This is a genomic window from Paenibacillus sp. SSG-1, assembly GCF_002224835.1.
Taxonomy (GTDB): domain Bacteria; phylum Bacillota; class Bacilli; order Paenibacillales; family Paenibacillaceae; genus Paenibacillus_AQ; species Paenibacillus_AQ favisporus.
Genome location: NZ_MBRK01000001.1, coordinates 2,370,801 through 2,392,888, shown reverse-complemented (window position 1 = coordinate 2,392,888; position 22,088 = coordinate 2,370,801). Strand labels below are relative to the sequence as shown.

Here is a 22,088-nt window from a genome sequence, read left to right as displayed (position 1 = left end):
CCGTCGCGGGGCCCAAGGTCCCCGCCGGTCCCCCGCCGATCACCAATACGTCCGTTTTCAAATGCTGCGCCTGTTCCTGAATTGCCATTTGCCACGCCTCCTATTTTTCGGAATTGGATTTAACCACGATAGGAATCACGCCAATGAAGCCACCTGCGCTCCAGCAGGCGAACCAGCGAATCGATCAGCTTGCCTACAACCGCGAAGATCAGAATGCCGACAAAAATAACCGGGGTATCCGAGTTTTGCTTGGCTTCATTGATCATAAAACCGATCCCGGCCGTAGAACCTACGAGTTCCGCAACGACAAGGCTGATCCACGATACAGCCAGCGACAATCTGACGCCAAGCAGGATGCTCGGCAGTGCCCCGGGAACAATCAGCCGCGTGAACCGTTGATACGGCTTGAATTCGAGGACCCTGCCCACTTCGAACCATTTACCGTCCACTTGGCGAATCCCAGCGTATGTATTGATATACATGGGAAAAAAAGAACCGGAAATGATGATGGCAATCTTGGAGGTTTCGCCAAAGCCAAACCACAATATGATCAAGGGTGCGATGGCCAAATGTGGAACCAGCCGCAGCACCTGGATGCTGGGATCGAGCAAATACTCCGCCTTGCGGAACATACCGGTAAAACATCCAAACACCAGTCCAAGCAGCCCTCCAATCGCAAATCCGAGGAGCGTACGCTGTATACTCACTCCAATCTGGTAGGCAAGATCACCCGAGGCAATGAGATGAATCAACGATTTCAGAATGACCCACGGCGTCGGCATGAATTCGGGCGATATCCAGCCTGCGCCGCCTGCCCATTGCCACAACACCACCACCACAACCGGTATAATAGCTGCCCATAACAGATCGGCCCACCATCTCTTGGAGCTCCTCGGCTGCCTGTTCGTTTGTACGATATCCGCTGTAACCTTAACTGCATCCTCCCCACCCGCGGGATTTGAGTGTGGAGGTGAATGGATACCAAGATCTTGTTTAACCGTTGTTTGGGGAATCGGCATTTCGCTTTGCAGGCTCATTTGTATACCTCCTTACCTGGAATAGCTTTCCTTCCACCTTAACAACCTGCGCTCCCCCAGCCGAACGATATAATCCGTAATGAGTCCCGCGGCCGCAAACACGATAATGCCTACGAAAACAACCGGCGTATCGGCAAACTGGCGGGCATCGGACATCATATAACCGACACCGGAAGTCGAAGCGATTAATTCGGCTACCACCAGACCCAGCCACGATAACCCGATCGATAACCGGGTTCCCAGGAGAATGTTAGGAAGCGCCGCCGGGATCACCAGCCTTCTGATCTGCTGGATGCGGCTGTACCCGAGCACACGGGTCACTTCGAACCATTTGTTATCCACATTACGGATACCGAGATAAGTATTGATATAGAGTGGGAAGAAGGCCCCTTTGGCGATCAACAGAATTTTGGATTCCTCGCCAATTCCGAACCAAAGAATAAACAGCGGCACGACAGCAAGGCTCGGAATCATGCGGATCATTTGAAGCGTAGGATCAAACATCTTTTCGACTTTCGCAAACAGACCGACCAGTATTCCGAACAAGAGTCCCAAGCTCCCCCCGAGCGCAAATCCTGCAAGTGCCCGTACGGCGCTGATCCGGAAATGATCCCATAAATCACCGGATTGAGCGAGACCGGCAAAGGCCTTCAGAATCACGAGAGGCGTCGGGAACAACAAATCGGATATATACCCCAGCTGTCCGAAGATCTGCCACAAAACAAGGACGGCTCCCGGCAGAATCAGTCCCAGCCCGAGAAGCTTCCACCTTCTGAGGCCCGCTCTAAGGGATGGCCCTGCTGCTGAAATTTCGTGACTCATACAATCACCTGCCTTCCTGACATGAGTACAAGATTTTTATATACCTGCCCCATCCGTAAGCTCTAATTCATCCAGGGAATCCAGCAGCTTAAGCACGCGGAGCCGAAGCTCTTGAAAGGATGAAGTCGTTTTCTTCCGGGGATAGGGAAGATCGATCGGCACGATGCTCTTGATTTGACCCGGCCGCGGCTTGAGAATGACGACCCGGTTGGCCAGAAATACGGCTTCATCAATGTCATGGGTGACAAAAATCATCGTCGTCTGATTTCTGCGCCAAATGTCCAGCAGCACATCCTGCATATGCGCCCTGGTGAACGCGTCCAATGCGCCAAACGGTTCATCCAGCAGCAGCACCCGGGGATTACGCAGCAGCGCCCTTGCGATTGCCACCCGTTGGGCCATGCCTCCGGACAGCTCTTTGGGATAGGCTTTTTCAAAGCCCCTAAGTTTGACCAGTTCGATGAGTTCATCGACCTTGCGCCTAACCTCGGGATCACGCAGTGACAGATCCGCGGCAATATTTTTTTCCACCGTCAGCCAAGGAAATAGACGATGCTCCTGAAAAATAAATCCTTTGTCGATTCCCGGTCCCGTAATGTTCTGGCCGCCAAGTGTAATGGTGCCGGAATACTGTCCGTCCAGCCCGGCGATGATGCGCAGCAGCGTGCTTTTCCCGCAGCCGCTCGGACCGATGACCGTAATGAACTCTCCTTCCCGGATGTTCAAATCCACTTTGTGCAGTGCTTCAACACGTCCTTTGGCTGTTTCAAAGCTTTTACTCAGCGCCGTGATGTTTAGCAAAGTCTCCGCCATATGCTCTGCCTCCCTTTAGAAATCAAATGATGCGACAAGCCAAATTGATATTTTCCTACCCGTTTACTTGGATATATGACAGCACTTTATCATTCTAAATCCGATTCAACAAGTAGGGATTAATAAATTCAATTGCTAATTCAAAATTCTGATCCACTCTTTTTAGCGGGGTATACAAAATCTCAGGTTAGGTCGTATGATAGTACGGTAGATTGGTTTTCAGTAATGGAGGTTGTCATCATGATCATCCGAGAAATCGAGGAAAAAGATAATAAGCCGGTCGAGCAGCTAATCCGGACATGCTTGATTGAGTTTGGTGCGAACAAGCCCGGAACCGCCTGGGCCGATCCCGATTTAGGTAACTTTTATCACGTATATCGCCCTGAAGGATCAAAATATTGGGTGGCCGAAGATGAGGGCCGTATTGCCGCCGGATGCGGCATTGGACCTGTGCCAGGTTTCCCGCACATTTGCGAACTGCAGAAAATGTACGCCTGCCAAGAAGCCAGGGGAACGGGGATCGCGGCGGAGCTGCTGCGGGTTGCGCTCGATTTTGCCAAAGAGCATTACGAGCAGTGCTACCTGGAAACATTCCACAACATGACGGCGGCCAACAAATTTTATCTCAAGCACGGGTTTGTTCCGATGGACAAGCCGCTGAGCGCGACCGAACATTTTGCCTGTGACGCCTGGTATATCAAGACGCTGTGAACAGCAAAAAAAGCACCCGCAGGGTGCTTTCATTCGTTTTACACGATCGGCTTTTCCATCACATAATCGTCCATGACAAAACCGTTTCCGATATCGGCCACTTGCGTGCGCACGGTTTTAAACCCTTTTTTCTCATACACCGCAATCGTCGAGTCGTTATGCCGGTTCACGGTAAGCCAGATGGCGCTTAAGCACCGATCTTTGCATAGAGTTGTCAGAAACTCCATAGCCCGGCTTGCGTACCCATGCCCCCTGTACTCCTTGGCAATGTACAATTTGCTCAGGAACAGCTTGCCCTCTTCCTGCTTGACTCCGATATATCCAGCATGAGCCCCGTCAACATTGATAAAGAAATACTCGTATCCTTGATGTTGAATTTGGTCGGTTATCGCGGGAACCGATTGAAATTTGTCGACCATGTACTTGATTTGATCCCGTGTGATGATGCGGATAAAGTATTCGTGCCAAATCCCATAGGCCAGATCAGCCAGTGCCGCAATCTCCTCTTCGGTGTTTACTTGAGTTAACATAACTTCCACTCACGCTGCCCCCTCATTCCCAGTGCTTAAAGCTGCTGCCATTCTAGCACATCCGATCTTCTCGTGACAAACGTGAGCGTGTTATACACCGCAGCGATCTCTATTCGGAGGGATACTGTTTGACCCTTACCGTTAGACCCTCTAAGTCAAGTCTGGGAAAACCCGTTAATGCATACTCCTCACCGCATAATTCGACACCGCTTTCAATCCATTCGGCATCCTGCTCCGAACTGCGGAACAAGACCTCGACGGCAGAACCTGCAGTTAACATGATACCCGTGTTTCCGACTGTATACTGTCCATCAGCGGTCTTTATCAACGTACCTTGGGCAATCACGCGTGCCCCAATGCCTTGAATCAGGCGGCGGACGGCGGATAGCTCGTCTTCCACTTTGGCGAATGTCGAACACAGATACATATCGTCCGGATCAGCCGGGTCAAAATGCTCACTCCACGTGCCGTCAATCTGCCGAAGGCCATGGGTGATTTCTTTCAGATGGGCTTCCAAGTTTAATAGTTCCTGTAGCATCGTATCCTTTGTCATGCGAACCCCTTATCCATAAAAAATTTATTGACGCTGTCTCACCAAAAACGTTTTCTGAACATGACAATCCCGGCAAGCAACCACAGCAAGCCTGAGAGCTAAATGATTCGGTAATCGCTTACAAAAACGGTTTGAATCAAACGCACCATTCATGATATGGTACTCAAGTATGCTCCACTAAACTATAATAAAGTTTGTAACAAGTAAACAGGAATTTTCACATTCATAAGCCTGTAATCCGGCTTGCAATAACTAATGATGACTGAATTTCTTTATTACAACTATGCTTATTATAAAAGTAAACCATTTTTAGAATCCATAGAGCAACTAAATATTATTTGTAATTATTAAATATAGTTTTCATCATGCCGTCCGAATGTGGATAAAACGGAACAAGGGGGATTCCGCATGGATTTGAAAAGGCTGCAAAATCTCGTTCCAGACGTTGTTTTCTTCGTGGACAGGCGCTGTTTCCCACAATGGGAAATTATTCGCCAGACGATCAATTTTCAGGATTTGACGTTTGTTGTCGAAGGGAAATCCAATTATTTTATTAATGGCGTTAAATATACGGTGGAAGCCGGGGATGTGATTTACATACCCGTAGGCAGCGTTCGCGAAGCTTACACCTTTACGGACTGTCCAATGCACTCTTACGCATTCAACTTCAAATGGCTTGCTCCCGGCAGATCGGAAGCGCTTCCACTTCAGACCGTTACGAAAAACCTCATCACGAGCGAAATCCTGGGTTACATCAAGCAGTTCACCCAGGTGTGGATGCGCAAGCATCCGGGCTATATCATGCATGCAAGAGCGCTGTTTATGCTTATCGTCCATCATGTCCTCATCACCAATACCTACCGCAGCGCCGGACATCATCCTGTTGATCCACGCGTCAACAAGGTGCTCGAATATATTATCGACCATTATCCGGAGGATCTGCATTTAAGTGGGATGGCGGATATCGTCAACCTGAACCCCGTTTATTTCGGCAAATTGTTCAAACAAGTCACAGGATATTCCTTCAAGGAATATGTGAACCAGATCCGGATTAATCAAGCGGAAATGCTCTTGTCCACCGGAGGCTTCACCGTGACCCAGGTTGCGGACCGCTGCGGATTCCATGATATATCGTATTTCAGCAACGTATTTAAGTCGATCAAAGGATATCCTCCTTCAGCCGTTTCGAAGTCATGACAAAGGTCAGAAATCCGGAATGTTGAACCGCCTCCTGGGTGGAATATATTACCTCTGCCCCCCCCGGTTTCTCCACTAAATAAACGAGTGCATGGTACCGATATATTGGTTATTCCAATCCGAGAGGGTGCACAAACGTGAAATCAAAGAAGATATTTAGATTCCGGAGTTTAATGGCGCTGAGCACGCTGCTGCTGGCCGTTCTGTTCGTCGTCGTGATCAGCGCTCAAACGTGGATCTCCTATAATGAGCAGAAAAGTCTGTTCCAGGAACGGTTTGAAGGGCTCGGAAGCGTTCTTGAGTCCCAGCTGGATACCAATATAAGCCAAGTGAAGCAGATTGCCAAAGCGGTAGCTAATCATGAGCCGACGGATACGGAGCCTTTTCAGGTCATTCGCAGTCAGCTGAAGGCGATGGTTAGCAAAGACCAAGGCATTGGCAACGCCTATATTCTGACTACAGAAAAAATGGAACGCAACGGTAACAGAGCCGTTATGAATTTGCAGGGCCCGGATGATCAAATGCTGCAGCCGGGAACGGAATACGTGATGCCTGCTTATTTTGAACATGCTTTTGATCAGACGATAAAAGAAGGCTCGGCCGTAACCGTTCCTTACGACGACGAGTTGGGGACCTGGGTGACCTATCTTTCAGCCGTGACAGATGAACAAGGGAACATCGTCTCGGTCTTCGGCATCGATTTCGACTATGACGGAATTCAGACGCGCCTCTCCGAAATCCTTTGGACAAGCCTGGCGGGTGGAGCCGTGTTCCTCGTCGCAGCCATCATTATCGTATCGGTTGCTGTCCGATATGCCCTTAAACCCCTTCGCCGACTAGCGGAAGTGTCCCAATTGGCTGCCGAAGGCGATTTGACCGTCAGTATCCCGGTCAAAAGCAGAAACGAGATCGGCCAAGCGGCAGATGCGTTTAATAGTATGGTTTCGAGTTTGCGTGAGCTGGCTGGCAATGTTCAGCATACTTCCCGCGAAGTTACCGATGAAGCCAAGCTGATGCAGGAAAGTGCCCAGCAAACGGCGCAGGCCACTAACGAAATTACCGAAGCGATCAGCCAGGTCGCCGCTGATTCGGAGACGCAGCTTCATAGCTCGACGGAATGCCAGCGGGCCATGTCTGAAATGGCCGTGGGCATCCAGCGTATCGCCGAGTCCTCCAGCGTTGTCTCGGATCTTGCTGCGAATACGACCGAGCGCGCGGTTGAAGGCGAATCCGTCATGAAGAAATCACTGGAGCAGATGCAGACGATTGAGAACAATTTGTCTGATTCCGTTGGAACCATGCGGGAGCTGGAAGAGCTGAGCCGGCAAATCGGGGGAATTCTGGCCCTCATTGCGGATGTGGCCAACCAGACGAACCTGCTGGCCCTTAACGCTTCCATCGAAGCGGCCCGGGCTGGCGAGCACGGCCGTGGATTTGCTGTGGTCGCCCAGCAAATCCGCAAGCTTGCAGAGCAGTCGAAAAATTCGTCCGAGCAGGTGAAAGAAATCCTCGAAGGCATCGGAGACCGGACGAATGAGGCGGTAGCTTCCCTCCAGCGTTCTTCCGACGAGGCCCGCATGGGTACGCAGATCGCGCTGCAGGCCGGCGACAGTTTCCGGGCCATCGTGCAGGCCATCCGCGAAGTATCCGCCCAGGTCCAGGAAGTATCTGCCGCTTCGGAGCAGATGTCCGCGGGCAGCGAGGAAATTGCGGCTTCGCTGGAAGAGCTGGAGCGCATCACCACCTCCTCCGCCATGCAAACACAGCGCGTTGCGGCTTCTTCCGAGGAGCAGCTCGCATCGATGGAAGAAATCGCGAGCTCTTCCGAGCAGCTTCTGACGATGGCGCGCAACCTGTCGCAAATCATCAGCAAGTTCCGGGTATAACTCGAATCATCTGCAAAAAGGGTAAGCCATTAGGCTTACCCTTTTTTAACGGAGATGTCGTGCCCTGCTGACCCCCGTTTCTATTTCCCCAATCCCTATTCCACCTTAAAATGATCTGCACAAAAAAGCTGCGACGGTTCGCAGCTATAGATTATTGAATCAAATGATTCAACCTCTAGGACTCAAAAGGATAAAATACGTTCCATGATTCGTACCAGCATACCCAGAGCATTCTCAGCAAAGTTGACCGAGTGATCGATCAGCCGCCCGAAGCAGGAAATCAGAATGATAAAAAGCATGACGTAAAGTGCGATATTTAATAGATGGTTTTCTTGTTTGTCTTCCATTACGGTTCACCTTCACTTTCCCTTTCCTTATTTAATCAAAGTATACATGTGAACCGGCTTACCACCTATTGATTTCACTTACACCTATCTTACACACTTGTAAGTTCCGGGGATGATCCGTCACCTAAAGAGCTGAAAATTTAGCTGCATTTAACCGGCTTGCCCCACCGTTTCTGTGATATATTGAGGTTAAAGCTGGAAGTCCAAATCATGCAGTGGAGAATAGGAGGACGTAAAGCGTGACCACATTTCCTCAGATCACAGACGATGAGCGAATCAGGCGGCTGCAGCATCCCGGAAGACCGGTAAGAATCGTTTTGGATACGGATACCTTTAACGAAATCGATGATCAGTTCGCTGTCATCTATGCCATGAAATCAGGCACCAGCGTTACAGTCGAAGCCTTGTATGCCGCACCTTTTTACAACGAACTGTCGGAAAGCCCATTGGACGGTATGGAAAAAAGCTACCAGGAGATCTTGAAAATCCGGCAGCTTGCCCAGCGGGAGGATATCCCCGTTCACCGGGGATCAGCGAGCTATCTTCCCGGCGCTGATGTGCCTGTGGACAGCGATGCGGCACGGGATTTGGTCCAACGGGCTCTGGCCTCTTCACCGGACGATCCGCTGTATGTCGTTGCGATCGGAGCCATCACGAATGTGGCCTCGGCCATTCTGCTGGAACCGGAGATTATCAACCGGATCGTCGTCGTATGGCTGAGCGGCCATTCGCTGCATTGGCCGGATACGCGCGAGTTCAACCTCGCGCAGGATCTGCATGGCTCAAGGCTGCTGCTCGGCTGCGGTGTCCCTCTTGTTCTCGTCCCATGCATGGGAACGGCATCTCATCTCCTGACGACCCTCTCGGAACTGGAAACCCATATGAAGCATAAAGGAGTATTGGGACAATATCTCTATGACACGTACCGGAATTGTTCGCCGGATCATTACGCGTATTCCCGCGTCATTTGGGACATCTCTGTCATCGCCTGGCTGGCTGTTCCGGAAGCCTGCCCCAGCATTTTGGTTCCCAGCCCGCGAATTTCAGAAGATTTCCGTTGGGTGAATGACCCTACGCGGCATCAGATCCGTTATATTTACCATGTGAACCGGGATGCCGTATTCCGCGATCTGTTCAACAAGATTGCCGAAGTGAAGTAATTTCTTATGAGCTGCTGCTCCCTTGATAGGAAGTAGTCGGCTCTTTTTTAAAATATATGAAAGTACATGTACCCGGGGACTTGCTGCCTCTGATCGCAAAATTCGCCAGAAAAACACCTGCTAAATGCGGTCTGGCTCCGTTGAATGTACATTGTACAAAGATTTTCTAATAATTCGACAAAAATCTTGATTAATTTCTGGAATTCTGTTTAATTATAGTTGATTAACGATTGTGTATGGGGGTGACCATTCCAATTTGAATAAGGAAATGATTCTTTCTGCAGCTGAAACGAATACAGAAATTACGATTCATCTGGTGAGCGGAGAGTTCTATACCGGAGTTTGCCATAGAACCGACGACCCCCGGACATTCGTTATCGTTTCTAATGACCGTAAACCTGTCACCGTCCCCTTTTGGACCGTCAAACGCGTTCAATGGGTTCATTCATAAAGACTCTGCCAGTATGACTGGCGGAGTCTTTCTTTCATATGATTGAATTCATCAATTTTCAGCGATGCTGAATGAATCCCTCTGCTTCCTCAATCCGCAGAAATAACGGGCGCTCGTCAGGTGTACGGTTGGGAGCATGGAGGGTCAATACAAGCTTACCGTCAAACGTCCGGAATACCATGCCATGTCCTCCGTCATTCCGATACAGTGCTTCCGGCTGATGTATCCATGGTCCGGTGACGCCCCCTGTCGCCGAGCGCGCAACACCCAGCGCATACCAGTTGTCGATAAAGCTGGCCCACAGCATGTATACATGACCGGATTCACCGCGGAACAAAAAGGGGCCGTCCGTGACATAATTGACCGTTTCCTTATATCGCGGCGACTCGTAGGGCGTCGTCCACGGCGCTTCAGATGCCCGAAACAGCGTGATTGGTTCTCCGGCCGGCTCGGATAAATCGCTGCTCAATCGCATCGCACACACTTCACCGTCCCCGACCTGCTGCCATTCGTGGCAGAAGATCATCCATGGCTGCCCTTCTGGGTCCATAAATAGGCTCCCATCCAGTGAACTCCAGGCTTCCGGAGTGACAGGGCCGCTGCTGTGAGGCATGAATGGCCCCAGCGGACCGGGTGACGACAGAACTGACGTGCCAAGACGCCCGTTGTCGCGCCGGCGAAACGTGGCGAACATATAGAATTTATCGTGCAATGCATAAACCTCAGGCGCCCAAAAATTCGTATCGGAATAAAAATCGGCTCCGGGCCTGAATACAGGGTACGGCCCGTCCCAATCCTCCAGATCGTTGCTGATATAAGCGTCGAATCCGGTTCCAGGCCCCCAAATGTTAGCATCCGTACTCCCGTATAAATAATATCTGCCTTCCTCTGGGAGGGGTAACACAAACGGGTCCCGAATCTGAATCTCTTTCCTTTTCATGGCAAGACCTCCTTAAGAATATGTCGGATAAATGATGCCAACATCTCTGGCTTGTTTCAGTTCTCCATCGCCGTACTTGAGATACTCATTACCTTTGACCGAAAAAGGGATGCTCCGGCCTTCCCATTCCAATCGGCCATCAACCGTCCGCACACTCATTCCAAGAATACCCCGCAGGCTTCCCTCCCGGTCCGTAACGACCCGGACGCCGGAAGGGAATTTCATATAAGCTTGACCCTCCCGGTAAATGACCGACTTGTCACGCAGATTGACCAGCTCATAGAGCACCCTGTCTATGGATCGTGCATAAGCCGTCTCGCCGGCGACCTCCTCTCCATGATCCATCGCAGACGGGAGAAGCCCTGTGAACCAGACTTCCCCATCGGGTCTAGGCAGGATTCCGCTAAGCCGTTCCACGTAGTCGAGCAGGCACAAGATGGCAGGCGAATAGGCTTCGGTAAAGCCCTCTTCCCCTGTCCAGGGACTGACGGTCTGCGCGAAACGCTCGGCCCTGGCCAATGAACACAAGATCGGCTGCATGGCCCATGTCAGCTCGACATGCCGGTGATGATGCTCAAAGGCATGCGGTGCCCGGATCAGGCTGAGAAAGTTGGACGGCCCCGCCCAGCTGTTGTAGCTGGAGAACGGGTCGAACCGCGGATCATCCATCGCAATGGAGGTAAACGGATATTTGGCAAAAAACTTGCGCGTATTCAGCAAGTAACGCGACAGCATCGCATCAAAAAATTCACGGTCACCGACTTCACAGGCGAGTACGCGCAGCAGAACATCGGACTGAACACGGACAAATCGGTTCTGACGGTCACGGTCGTAGAAAAAGGCGTCTTCCTCGTCAAAACAGTACCCGAAGAGGCTGTCAGCGCTCTGCTTAGCTTTGGAAATCCACCCCTCACCAAGCAAGCCCAGCTCCTCGGCGATTTTGGCCAAATACAAACGCTGACAATATACGTTCGCCGTAAGGTCCGGCGCCAGAAACGGTAAAACTGGCGAATCGGAATCGAACCGGCTCGGATCGCCATGGTGTGGCGTGTCCGGCACATGCCAGAAGCGCGGCGACAGATCATGGCCCGTATCGAAAGCCGAAAATGCCTCGACACAGCCGGTCCCCCGGGTATTACGTTGAGCAGCCAACCAGAGATCATAGCGTTCCATCGCCTGGTACATCATCCGCAGAAACGCATGGTCCCGCCCTTGCAGCAAATAATGATTCCAGATGCTGCGGGCAAGCGGGGTAACAAGCTGGATTTGGCGGTAAGCAGGCCCGTCGCCCGTAATTTTGTAAGGGAGCAGACCATCGGCCCGCTGGTGCAGCGCAAAGGAGCGGAACGTCGATTGCGCCACGCTCGGCAGGAAACGTGACAGCAGCTCCGCGTTGATCGTGCCGGTGCTTTCGAGCCAGCAGCCAAGATATATCCCTCCTTCCTGCAGCATCGGTACGCCGCCAACAATAGCGATGCAGTCAAGCAGCCTGCGAACCGCCTTGTAATAGACACTTTCAAGCTTGCCTTCGGATGCGGCAAACCGGACACCGCTCCGCTTCCACTCGGCAACAACATCTAAGTCCGGCGCTTTCCCGGGCTCTCCAATCCGATGTTCCACGTTCACCGCCCTTAATTTTTCTAACAGCGCCTTCTCATCCACGATCATTCTCCTCGCTTTCCGTGTTTCTTCTATCAGAAAAAAGCCCCGCCAAGTCTCTGCCGCAGCGGATGACCTTTCGGGGCCATTGATTATGGGATCGGCGTCATCGCCAGATATGCCGGATACTGCCGAATACTTATTGATTGCTTTGGAAAATTTTTACTGTCCCCGCATAGAAATCAGACACCGCTTTTTCCACGCCTTCTTTCCCGAAGCCGATCAGCTGGACCGTATTATCCGCAAGCTTGATAAACTCGGCGTTCCCCGGTGGGTTGTAGCTGATCGCAAAAGGCTCCTTCTTGTTCGCTTCGGACACGCGGCTCGTGAAGTCATAGACGATCTTGTCGGCAGCGCTGGCCTCGGCCTCCAGCGTCTTGCGGCCTTCCTCCGTCACTGGAACGCCCCGGTTGCTGCCGAGTATTTTCACAGCCTCCGGATCGTTAATCCAAAAGTCCATCAGCTCGGCCACTTCCTTCGGATGCTGGGTCTTCGCGTAGCCGGACATGCCCTGGCTGGATTCGAATACCACGCCGGTTCCTTTCGGACCGCGCGGTACCTGCACCATCGTCAATTCATCTTGGGTCAGGCTTTGGTACGAGGCCAGCATATTGGACGGAAGCAGGGTCATTGCTACTTTTCCTTTGATGATCAGAGACTTGCTCGCATCATTCGCCGGATTGGAGACCTGAAGCTCAGGCGTGACTACGCCTCCTGCCTTCGACGTTTGATCCCAGTACTGGAACCATGGCAGAATATCGGCTTCCTCAAAACCAAGCTTGTTGTTTGTCATGTCATACAGCTGCTTGCCGTTCTGCTTCAAATAAATGTCCATGCCGTCGGTTGTGAAATTGTAAGTCCCATAGTAGCCTTTGCCCAGCTTGTCGGAAATTTCCTTGCTGATCCGGGCGTAATCTTCCCAGTTCCAGCCATCCTGCGGCACTTCGATGCCGGCTTTCTCAAAAAGCGTCTTGTTGATAACGATGCCGCGGGCATTGGCGCCTGCTGAAATATGAACCAGCTTGCCGTTGATCGTTCCGTACTGCACCATCGTCGTGTCCATATCGTCAAGCTTCAGCTCATTGCCTTTATAAGGTCGGAGATCCAGCAGAACGCCCTTGTTGGCGTAGTCCACCACATTGCCTCCCAGAAAAAATACGTCCGGAGCTGTTCCCGAAGCCAGCTGCGTGTTCAGCTTGTCAAAATAACCGTCCTGCGGCGAGAACTCGCCCACGACTTTAATATCCGGATGCTTCTGCTCGAACAGCTCAAGCGCCTTATTCGTCAAATCCGCCCGAGCCTGGTCCCCCCACCACATCATCCTGAGCTCGACCTGGTCGCCTCCGGAATTCGCTTCCCCGCCGGATCCGCTGGAAGCAGCCGGGCCGCCCGAACTGCCGCATGCCGACAGCATCACGGTCATGGCCGACAGCACAGAGATGAACCATCTTTTTTTCATGTTCCATTTCTCCTTCATCGCTATAAGTTTTATGAAGCGTTTGCACAATTGTCATTCCTGTCGCAGACTGCTGCTCTCCTCATTCGGTGTCTTCAGAACTGCGCAGGGGTTATTTCAGCCCTGTCGTCGCGATGCCTTCCAGGAAGTACCGCTGGAACATCAGAAAAATCAGCGTGATCGGGAGCAGCGACAGCACGGAAATGGCGAGCAGTGCCCCCCAATCGGATGAGCCCGATGGATCGTACAGCGCCCGGATGCCGAGCTGCACGGTAAACAGCTTGATATCGCTGATGTAAATCATCTGGCTGAAGAAATCGTCCCACGTCCAGATAAACGTAAAGATCGCAGTTGAGATCAGCGCCGGGGTTAACAGGGGCAGAATGATCCGCAGGTACAGCTTGCCCTGGCCGCAGCCGTCGATCGTCGCGCTCTCGTCCAGCTCGCGCGGGATGCCGCGAATGAACTGAACCATCAGCAGGATAAAGAAAGAGTCGTGAGCCAGCCATTTGGGCAGGATCAGCGGTGCAAACGTGTTAATCCAGCCTAACTTGCTGAAAATGATATACTGCGGCACAAGCGTCACATGATAAGGCAGCATGATTGTCACCAGCATCAGTGCAAACCATATTTTTTTCAGCTTGAATTCCAGCCGGGCAAAGGCGTAAGCCGCAAGCGAGCAGGTCACGATGTTACCCAGCACGCAGAGGATGGAGATGAGCGCCGAGTTGCCGAAAAAGCGGCTGAAGGATACGCCTTGAAAGCCCTTCCAACCATTTTTGTAATTATCGAACGTAAAGCTGTGCGACCATAAACCGGTATCGGTAAAAATCGCTTGATTTGGCTTAAAGGAGCTGCTGAGCAGCCACAATACGGGATACAGCATAGCCAGTCCGACCAGGAGGATCAGCACATGCCTGATGGCCTTTGAGTAAGTTCCTTTCATCGTCAGCATGGCTTATCTCCCCTCTTTCCCGTCGCCGTAGAACACCCAGAAGCGCGACGTGGCAAAGATAATGCCCGTAAAGACGGCAATAATGAGCAGCATGATCCAGGCCAGCGCCGATGCATATCCCATATCGAAATAGGAGAAGCCTTTCAAATACAGGTATAACGTGTAGAACATCGAGGCATCCAGCGGTCCTCCGTGACCGTCGCCGATGACGTAAGCCGGCGTAAACGCCTGAAACGAATTGATAATGCTCATGATCAGATTAAAAAAGAGAACAGGTGTCAGCATCGGCAGCGATATGCTGAAAAACTGGCGTATTTTCCCGGCGCCATCTACTTGGGACGCTTCATACAGATCGGCCGGCACCTGCTTCAGGCCTGCTAAAAAGATGACCATCGCCGAGCCGAACTGCCAAACCGACAGCGTGACGATCGGATAAATCAGATAATCGGGGTTGGCGATCCATGCTGGCCCTTCCAGGCCGAACCACCCAAGGAACGCATTCATAACGCCTTCGCTGTCAAAGATTTGCCGCCAAACGATGGAGATGGCAACACTTCCTCCGAGAAGGGACGGAATGTAATAGACGGTCCGGTAGATGCCCAGCCCACGAATCCCCTTGTTCAGTGCCAGCGCCACGACCAGCGCAAAAATGATACGGAGCGGAACGGACAGCAGCACGTACACGAATGTCAGCTGCAGCGAATGCGTAAACGTCGCGTCATTCGTAAAGATCTGCTTGAAATTGGCGAAACCGATCCATTCGGGTGGACGCAGCAAGTTGTATTTGGTCAGCGACAAATACAGCGAGCCGAGCATCGGTCCGAGCGTGAGGCAAAAAAAGCCGATAAGCCATGGCAGCAAAAAAGCGTACGCCGTACGGTTGTGCGAATGGATCGGCAGCCTGCGTGATGTTCGCATCGCGAATCCTCCTTCTGATGTTGGTAAGAACATCATAAGCAAGATGCGGCACGCGCTGAATTCTATTTCTTCGGCACTTCGCTATCAATTTTTTCAGGTAACTCTCTCGGTCATCTCTCGCGGAAATCGGAAGGAGAAATGCCGTATATCTTTTTGAATTTCGAGCTGAAGTAGCTGGCATTGCTGAAGCCCGTAAGTTCGGCTATATCCCACAGGCTGAGCTGGGTCTCCTCCAGCAGCCGGATCGCCTGCGTCATCCGCACATCGGTCAAGTACTGAATGAAGGTTCGCCCGACCCGTTTCTTGAACAATTCCGAGAAATAAGAAGGATGATAGTTAAAACGGGCAGCCATATCGCTCAAGTTCAAGTCTGATGCATAGTGGTCATCAATATAGCGGCGGACGGATTCAATCAGGTTGACATCGGCATCGGCAGCGCCTTCTTCGCGCTGTCTGGCGATTTTCCGGGCGATCCCTGCAAGGTACGAGTACGCCTTATCCACCGAATCCAATGAATAGGCCAACTCCGGCCGGAGCCACAGTTGTTCTGTACTCTCGATCCTGATGAGCAAATCGCTCGCTGCCGACTCCAGAGCCAGGTACAACTGAAAAATGACTTTTACCCTACTGGCAGCAGGCCCTGTAAAAGCCAGTCGGAGAATGGGGCGGACGGCCTGATCAAACGCAGCATATTCACCTTTGGCCAGGTACCGTTCGATGACTTTGATTTCATCCGCGCTTATGGACGTTTTGTCGATGGATTGGAGACGGGTCTCGGCCGGCAAACGGCTGTCAGCATAGTTCCAGGCCACAAGCGATGAGAGGTAGCCGTCCTTCCAAGCCTTGAAGCCTGCTACGGATTGGCCGATACCGAAGCCCAGCTCAAACCCAAGCATACGCTTCACTTCTGACCGGAGGTGATCTGCAAAAGAGTACAGCCAGTCCACGGACTCCGCGGTGACCACATGAATCAGCCCCGGATAATGCCCGTCCCGGAACGCCTCGCATTTTCCAGCTGCGTCTTCTGCCTTTTCACGGCAGATCATTTCCAGCGGGAGAAGGAATTGATCGGGTGCCCGATCCGGCGCATGTCCGATATCCATCACCTTCAGGCCGAGGGTCATAAAGCGCACTTGACGCTCATCCCAACCGCCAAGCCCGAATCTACGGGCGTGGTCCGTAACTTTGCTCTCCGACCCGGTTTCCCAGTGGACGAGCCGAAGGATAAATTGCTCCTTCATCTCCCTGTAATATTGCGACAGCTCCCACTGCGTTTTGGCCTCTAGCTGCGCTTTATCCCGTTCCCGGTTCAGCTCGGCGGTGACGTTTTTCAGGACGGAATTCAGCTCATCGCGGGCGACCGGCTTCAGCAGGTATTCGCTCGCCTGGAAGCGGAGTGCAGCCCGAGCGTACTGAAAATCCTCATAGCCGGTAATGACGATGACCCTGACGTTCGGGCAGCGTTCCCTGCACACTTCCATAAACTGCACACCGCCCATGAGCGGCATGTTCATGTCGGTAAGGATGATCTCGATATCACCGTTCTCCAGAAGGGACAGCGCCTCCGCCCCGTTCGACGCTTCGCCGGCCAGCGCAATGCCAAGACCGTCTACATCCACCTTGAGCCGCAGACCTTGGCGGATCTCCGGTTCGTCATCCACGATCAATAAGCGATACATCGTTATACACCTCCCTAATCGGTAACATCAGTTCAATTCGCATTCCCCCACCGGGCTTTGAATCCAGATGAGCCTCGAACAACGAGCCATAGTACAGCCGGCACCTCGCAAGTACATTCCCGAGTCCGATCTGCCGTTCCCGGCTGGCCAGAATTTGGTCCGGGCGGGCGGCCGCTGCTTCTTCCAGCACCTCGCGGATCTGTTCCTCCGTCATTCCGGGCCCGTTGTCCGTGACGGACATGACCACATGGCTGTCCCTTCGGTACACCCTGACGGATACACGCGCTTCAGTCCGATGCGCGAAACTGTATTTTACGGCGTTCTCGAGCAGAGGCTGAAGGACAAACTTGACACATGCGGCTTGCTCCGGCAGGCCGTCCTCTTCCACGGACAGCCAGAGCCGGTCCCCGAAGCGGATCCGCAGAATGGAAGCATAATCATGAACGTATTTCAGCTCCTCTTTCAAGGCGACCAAATCGTCGCTGATCCGCAAGCCGAAGCGCAGCATTTTTCCGAGCGACTCGATAACCTTTACGGTATCGTCCGTACGCCTCTGCATCGCCAGGCTGCTGAGCAGCTCCAGCGTATTGAACAAAAAATGAGGATTAATCTGCATCAGCAGCGCCTTATATTCGGCCTGCTGCCGGAGCAGCTTCAGTTCGAATTCGGTTTTGATATGCTGCCGCAGCCTGCCGATCATGTTGCGGAATGTCGCTGTGGCAAACCCGACCTCATTTCGGACGGTGCCTTCCAGAGGCAGCCGGCTCTCCGCGCTGTCAAAATCCCCCCGCTGCACATGCCGCATGGCGGAGACGAGCCTTGACAGGGGCCGCGTAATCCCGTTCGACAGCCAGAAGGCGACGAAGAGCGAGATCAGCAGCAGCGCCGCCGCCAGCACCATAATACTGTTGCGCAGCTTAAGCAGCGGAGCGTACAGATCGCTCTCCGGGACGATGCCAACAAGCATCCAACCGTTTTGAGCCAGCTTTTTGTAAACGAGGATTTGCGCTTCACCCTGGTTGTTCTTGAAATAGACGACGCCCTGCTTGCTTCGCCCTGCCTGCGCCCTGGCGACCTCGTTCTTGGCAAGATTGGCGCTCGTTTCATAATCCGCTTGGGTCAGGAGCGGACTCCCATGCTGATCGATTAAATACATCGTCCCGCTCTCACCCAAATGGATCCTGCTCAGCGGTTCCAGAAAATAATCGGCGCTTACGTTGACCTTCAGAAGCGTTTTCGCCTGCTTCGGTTCAAATGCCCCGATCGGCATCAGCATGCTGACGACCGGATGGTCGCTGCGGCGGATTTTCAATTCCACATCGTCGGTGTGCGCCGGTACCCAGCGGACCGTCTCGTCCCGAAACTGCTTGTACCAGGACTGATCCAGAAAGGAGCTTTCCTTGATGACCTGGTTATCCATACTGACCCACAAGCCTTCCCTGCGGTACAGCGCGACCGATGAGATGCTGGTATAACTGTTGGTCGTCTGCGTCAGAAACTTGCTCATCTGGATATGGGCAAGCATCTTCTCCCCTTCCGTTGCCGACGTGTCCGATGCGATGTTATCCCAGGTATCGGTCTGGTCGCTGTTAAAGATCAGGGAAGCCAAGTCGTAAATTTGCGTCTGCACCATGTCGATGTAGGAACCGTATTCATTCATTTTCTCGAGCGCGGACGATTCAATATAGGAACGGATAATCGTTCGTGATTCGTTAAAAATGAGAAGAGACAATGCACTGAACGACAAAACAAACAACAACACAAAAAATAAGATCAGCCTGCTTCTGAGCGAGTAGAACATGACGAACCTTCCTCCCGTTAATTTGACAGCGCTTTCGCGATACTGATGAACACATCATACCAAATCAGGTTCAACCCTGTGTGCCATGCCCTTCCAGCACTCCATTTCCGGCAGCAGTGAGTCCCCGGACCATTGGCGAAAATGACAAAGACACTGATCTATACCGGTCAGTGTCTTTGTAACTCTTACCGCATCAGGAAGCCAAAGGCCACCATGGCTGCCGCTCAGGTGGCCTCGATCCTTATCCGTGGCGCATGTTACTTTGCCCCGTAAAACCTTACCAGATCGTCGACTTTCACCGGAAGTCCGGTGGAGATCGATTGATTGGCGGCAATGCCCGTCAGGATCGATCGTGCGCCGTCAATATGGTTCGCCGCCCGATGGAATTTATCTTCCACAGGCACGCCGAAAATGTCGTTCAGCAGCACAGGATCGCCGCCGCCGTGCCCGCCGGCCCCTTCCTCGAAGTCAGCCTTGTAAGGCTCGCCGAACATAGGGAATACCAGGATATTGACCCCCTTGACCGCTCCTTCCAGCGCTTTGTCTCCGCCGGAATTGACATAGGATTGCTCGATTACCGTCATTTCGATCCGGCCCTTGGTGCCGTTAAAGGCGATCCGGTATCCTTCCCACGGCATGTAAGCATTCAGCGAATAGGTCAGCTGCGCTTTATTTTTGTACCGGACCATAACGCTCATCGTATCCTCGATCGAAATCCCGTCGCCAAATACGCTTTGATCCCGGCGGTAGCCGTCCTCCCACTCCGCGTCGAGGTACATCGATTTCAGATGTGCGTTGCTGTCGAGCGACAGTGCAAACGGATCGTCCTTGGCGTTCGGATGGCCTGTCGCCCGGTCATAAAACTTGGTGATTCCGCGCTTCTCGGCATTTTCCCGTCCGTAAAACAGCAGGTTTCCCATCGCATAGACGGTTTCCGGCTCGGATCCGATCCAGAAATTAACCAGGTCGAAATGGTGGGTCGACTTATGTACGAGCAGACCGCCGCTGTTGCGCTTGTCCCGATGCCATCTGCGGAAATAATCCGCGCCATGCTGCGTATTAAGCAGCCACTCGAAGTGAACCGACGTCACATCCCCGATGGTTCCGTCTGCAATCAGCTCCCGGGCTTTCGTATGATGAGGCGCATAACGGTAGTTGAAGGTAACCCGCACGTTACGTCCTGTTCTTTCCACCGCGTCGAGAATGTCCTGGCATTTGGCCGCGTCGACCGTCATCGGCTTTTCCGTGATCACGTCGCAGCCGAGCTCCATCGCCCGGATAATATAGCGGTGATGGGTACGGTCCACGCTGGTTACGATGACGAAGTCCGGCTTTTCGGTCCGGATCATCTCGTCAAAAGCTTCGGTTTTATACGTTCGTACCGCGTCGTAATCGTACTTCTCCGTCAGCAGCTTGTTGGCATAATCCATGCGAGTCTGGTTCACGTCGCAAAAAGCGAGCAGCTCCGCCGAATCCCGGAAACGCTGGGCAATCGCACCGTAAAAAAATTCCGCTCTTCCGCCTGCTCCGACCTGCACATATGTTTTTTTGGCCATATTATTCCCTCTCCTTCTATGAACCTGTTTATTTGCAGATTACTGCAAAATTCGCTTATTGTCCCCGCATTTTATGCTAGAATGATGAAAACCCCGCATTTATTGCGCTTGTGGAGGAACGATTATGGCTTTACACCAGGAGCTGCGGTACGGAGACGCGTTCGATCCCTTTTCTGTTGAATATAACCGCCGCAAGGGACACTTCTCCATGTCGGAGGATCATATGCACAAACATTACGAGCTGTATTATTTGTTTGGCGGCGAACGCTTTTACTTCATTAAAGACCGGGTGTATCGGGTCCGATCCGGAGATTTGGTGTTCATCCCGGGGAATGAAGTGCATAAAACCTCGGACACCGGTGTGCCGAACCATGAACGCATCGTCATTTATGTCAACGATTCGTATTTCGAGCCGCTCCAGCAGGATGAGACCGAGCTGCTGCTTGCTCCGTTTCACGGTCCCCACCGCGTGGTGCATCTGGCGGATCAGGACAAGCTTCGGATCGAACAGCTGCTCTATGAAATGCTGCGGGAAATTCAGGATGAGGCTCCCGGTTACCGGATGGCCGTCCGGCATGCTGCGGGACAGGCATTGCTGTTTGCGGCCAGGCAGTCCGCAGCATACAAGCAAGGGGTCCCCGAAGTCTCGGTCTCTCCCGCTGCAGCCCGCATGAACGACATCGCCAGCTACATCTCGGAGCATTACCGGGAATCCTTGACGCTGAGCGGCCTGAGTGAACTGTTCTACTTGAGCCCCAGCCATTTGAGCCGGTCGTTCAAGAAGTATACCGGCTTTGGCCTGATCGAATATATCGGCATTACCCGGATCAAGGAGGCCCAGCGTCTGCTGCGCGAAACCGATGAACGCATCATTCGGGTGTCGGAGGACGTGGGGTTCGAGAACTTTTCGCATTTTGAAAAAGTATTCAAGTCGGTCACTCGGATGTCTGCCCGCAGCTACCGCGCCGGTTTTCGGCGCAGGGAATGAAGCAGACTGGCTCTCCAGACGTTCTAACGAACGTGACCCTCGCGTGACCATCCCCATGCCAAATGAAAAAGCCCTGCCGAACCTTCGGCAGGGCTTCAACAATCAGAGCCTTCCTTGTTGAACGGATGGCTCAAGCAATAAGCGGTACGTCATACCCGCAGTCGTAGGGAATGAGTACAAGTTCTCTCCAGTCTGTTGAACAGGAATGCTGTTTTCATCCGCCAAGATCGTCAGCGGATTCAGCGAATAGATTGACAGGGACGATCCGGCATGGGAGACAATCTCAACCTCCGCAAGCCTTCCCTCTTTCCATTCCAGGCTGACCTCGAACCCTCCGCGTGCGCGAAGGCCCTTCACAAATCCGTTCGGCCAGGAAGCAGGCAGAGCCGGAAGGAATTCCAAATATCCCTGATGCGACTGAAGCAGCATTTCAGCAATGCCGGCCGTCGCCGCAAAATTGCCGTCAATTTGGAACGGCGGATGGGCGTCGAACAAATTCGTATACACTCCGCCATGGTGATAATTATCCGGTTCATCTTCGCGGACGAGACGCAGCAGGTTGGAGAGCAGAGCAAGCGAACGGTCGCCTTCGCCGAACCGGGCCCACAGGGCGACCTTCCAGCCAAGAC

The 22,088-nt window shown here is 52.6% G+C and carries 20 protein-coding genes; 5 read left to right on the top strand and 15 right to left on the bottom strand.

The window, feature by feature from the left end:
• Positions 1 to 119: 119 nt before the first annotated feature.
• Genes BCV73_RS11125 through BCV73_RS11115 form a run of 3 tightly spaced genes read right to left on the bottom strand, consistent with a single transcriptional unit; the run spans position 120 to position 2,672 of the window.
• Positions 120 to 1,037: an ABC transporter permease gene (locus tag BCV73_RS11125; RefSeq protein ID WP_089547128.1), complete on the bottom strand. Its 918-nt coding sequence runs from the start codon at positions 1,035 to 1,037 to the stop codon at positions 120 to 122.
• Between the two features lie 12 nt (positions 1,038 to 1,049).
• Positions 1,050 to 1,859, bottom strand: coding sequence for an ABC transporter permease (locus BCV73_RS11120; RefSeq protein ID WP_089547127.1), 810 nt, complete (start codon positions 1,857 to 1,859; stop codon positions 1,050 to 1,052).
• Between the two features lie 36 nt (positions 1,860 to 1,895).
• Positions 1,896 to 2,672, bottom strand: a complete 777-nt coding sequence (locus BCV73_RS11115) for an ABC transporter ATP-binding protein (RefSeq protein ID WP_076166172.1) — start codon at positions 2,670 to 2,672, stop codon at positions 1,896 to 1,898.
• Positions 2,673 to 2,912: 240 nt separating this feature from the next.
• Between BCV73_RS11115 and BCV73_RS11110 the strand changes: the two genes are divergently transcribed.
• Positions 2,913 to 3,383 (top strand): GNAT family N-acetyltransferase, encoded by a 471-nt coding sequence (locus BCV73_RS11110; protein ID WP_076166176.1) that lies wholly within the window; start codon positions 2,913 to 2,915, stop codon positions 3,381 to 3,383.
• 38 nt (positions 3,384 to 3,421) lie between these two features.
• On the opposite strand, the gene BCV73_RS11105 is transcribed toward BCV73_RS11110, so the two are convergent.
• Entirely contained in the window at positions 3,422 to 3,913 is a 492-nt protein-coding gene (locus BCV73_RS11105) for a GNAT family N-acetyltransferase (protein ID WP_341013963.1), read from the bottom strand.
• Between the two features lie 109 nt (positions 3,914 to 4,022).
• Complete coding sequence (locus BCV73_RS11100) at positions 4,023 to 4,466, bottom strand: DUF5348 domain-containing protein (protein ID WP_076166183.1); 444 nt, start codon at positions 4,464 to 4,466, stop codon at positions 4,023 to 4,025.
• A 408-nt stretch (positions 4,467 to 4,874) separates the two neighbouring features.
• Here BCV73_RS11100 and BCV73_RS11095 point away from each other — a divergent pair, with 408 nt between their 5' ends.
• Together BCV73_RS11095 and BCV73_RS11090 are read left to right on the top strand one after the other, a co-directional pair.
• Positions 4,875 to 5,663, top strand: coding sequence for an AraC family transcriptional regulator (locus tag BCV73_RS11095; protein ID WP_179231958.1), 789 nt, complete (start codon positions 4,875 to 4,877; stop codon positions 5,661 to 5,663).
• Between the two features lie 173 nt (positions 5,664 to 5,836).
• Entirely contained in the window at positions 5,837 to 7,549 is a 1,713-nt protein-coding gene (locus BCV73_RS11090; RefSeq protein ID WP_076166186.1) for a methyl-accepting chemotaxis protein, read from the top strand.
• A 182-nt stretch (positions 7,550 to 7,731) separates the two neighbouring features.
• Here the strand turns inward: BCV73_RS11090 and BCV73_RS35025 are convergent, their stop codons facing one another.
• Positions 7,732 to 7,896, bottom strand: coding sequence for a hypothetical protein (locus tag BCV73_RS35025; RefSeq protein ID WP_179231957.1), 165 nt, complete (start codon positions 7,894 to 7,896; stop codon positions 7,732 to 7,734).
• Between the two features lie 239 nt (positions 7,897 to 8,135).
• On the opposite strand from BCV73_RS35025, the gene BCV73_RS11085 reads away from it, so the two are divergent.
• A complete protein-coding gene (locus tag BCV73_RS11085) occupies positions 8,136 to 9,056 on the top strand; it encodes a nucleoside hydrolase (protein ID WP_089547126.1) in 921 nt (306 codons plus the stop codon).
• A 509-nt stretch (positions 9,057 to 9,565) separates the two neighbouring features.
• On the opposite strand, the gene BCV73_RS11080 is transcribed toward BCV73_RS11085, so the two are convergent.
• The 8 genes from BCV73_RS11080 to BCV73_RS11045 form a co-directional block, all read right to left on the bottom strand.
• On the bottom strand, positions 9,566 to 10,447 hold the full coding sequence (locus tag BCV73_RS11080; RefSeq protein WP_089547125.1) for a glycoside hydrolase family 43 protein: 882 nt from the start codon (positions 10,445 to 10,447) through the stop codon (positions 9,566 to 9,568).
• Between the two features lie 12 nt (positions 10,448 to 10,459).
• Positions 10,460 to 12,115, bottom strand: coding sequence for an MGH1-like glycoside hydrolase domain-containing protein (locus BCV73_RS11075; RefSeq protein WP_089547124.1), 1,656 nt, complete (start codon positions 12,113 to 12,115; stop codon positions 10,460 to 10,462).
• Positions 12,116 to 12,245: 130 nt separating this feature from the next.
• The gene (locus tag BCV73_RS11070) at positions 12,246 to 13,565 is read right to left on the bottom strand and encodes an ABC transporter substrate-binding protein (protein ID WP_089547123.1); all 1,320 of its coding nucleotides are present in this window, start codon (positions 13,563 to 13,565) and stop codon (positions 12,246 to 12,248) included.
• 109 nt (positions 13,566 to 13,674) lie between these two features.
• Positions 13,675 to 14,508 carry a carbohydrate ABC transporter permease gene (locus BCV73_RS11065; protein ID WP_373309589.1) on the bottom strand — a complete coding sequence of 278 codons (834 nt, stop codon included), beginning with the start codon at positions 14,506 to 14,508 and terminating at the stop codon, positions 13,675 to 13,677.
• Positions 14,509 to 14,520: 12 nt separating this feature from the next.
• Positions 14,521 to 15,435: a carbohydrate ABC transporter permease gene (locus tag BCV73_RS11060; protein WP_076166202.1), complete on the bottom strand. Its 915-nt coding sequence runs from the start codon at positions 15,433 to 15,435 to the stop codon at positions 14,521 to 14,523.
• Positions 15,436 to 15,545: 110 nt separating this feature from the next.
• Positions 15,546 to 17,114 carry a helix-turn-helix domain-containing protein gene (locus BCV73_RS11055; RefSeq protein ID WP_089547121.1) on the bottom strand — a complete coding sequence of 523 codons (1,569 nt, stop codon included), beginning with the start codon at positions 17,112 to 17,114 and terminating at the stop codon, positions 15,546 to 15,548.
• The gene (locus BCV73_RS11050; RefSeq protein ID WP_089547120.1) at positions 17,089 to 18,915 is read right to left on the bottom strand and encodes a cache domain-containing sensor histidine kinase; all 1,827 of its coding nucleotides are present in this window, start codon (positions 18,913 to 18,915) and stop codon (positions 17,089 to 17,091) included. Before BCV73_RS11050 ends, BCV73_RS11055 begins: the two co-directional genes overlap by 26 nt.
• Positions 18,916 to 19,172: 257 nt before the next feature.
• Positions 19,173 to 20,471 (bottom strand): Gfo/Idh/MocA family oxidoreductase, encoded by a 1,299-nt coding sequence (locus tag BCV73_RS11045; protein ID WP_089547119.1) that lies wholly within the window; start codon positions 20,469 to 20,471, stop codon positions 19,173 to 19,175.
• Between the two features lie 124 nt (positions 20,472 to 20,595).
• Here BCV73_RS11045 and BCV73_RS11040 point away from each other — a divergent pair, with 124 nt between their 5' ends.
• Positions 20,596 to 21,459, top strand: a complete 864-nt coding sequence (locus BCV73_RS11040) for an AraC family transcriptional regulator (RefSeq protein ID WP_076166216.1) — start codon at positions 20,596 to 20,598, stop codon at positions 21,457 to 21,459.
• A gap of 102 nt (positions 21,460 to 21,561) precedes the next feature.
• On the opposite strand, the gene BCV73_RS35750 is transcribed toward BCV73_RS11040, so the two are convergent.
• A partial coding sequence (locus BCV73_RS35750) for a glycoside hydrolase family 95-like protein (RefSeq protein ID WP_343219894.1) occupies positions 21,562 to 22,088 on the bottom strand: 527 nt, incomplete at its 5' end.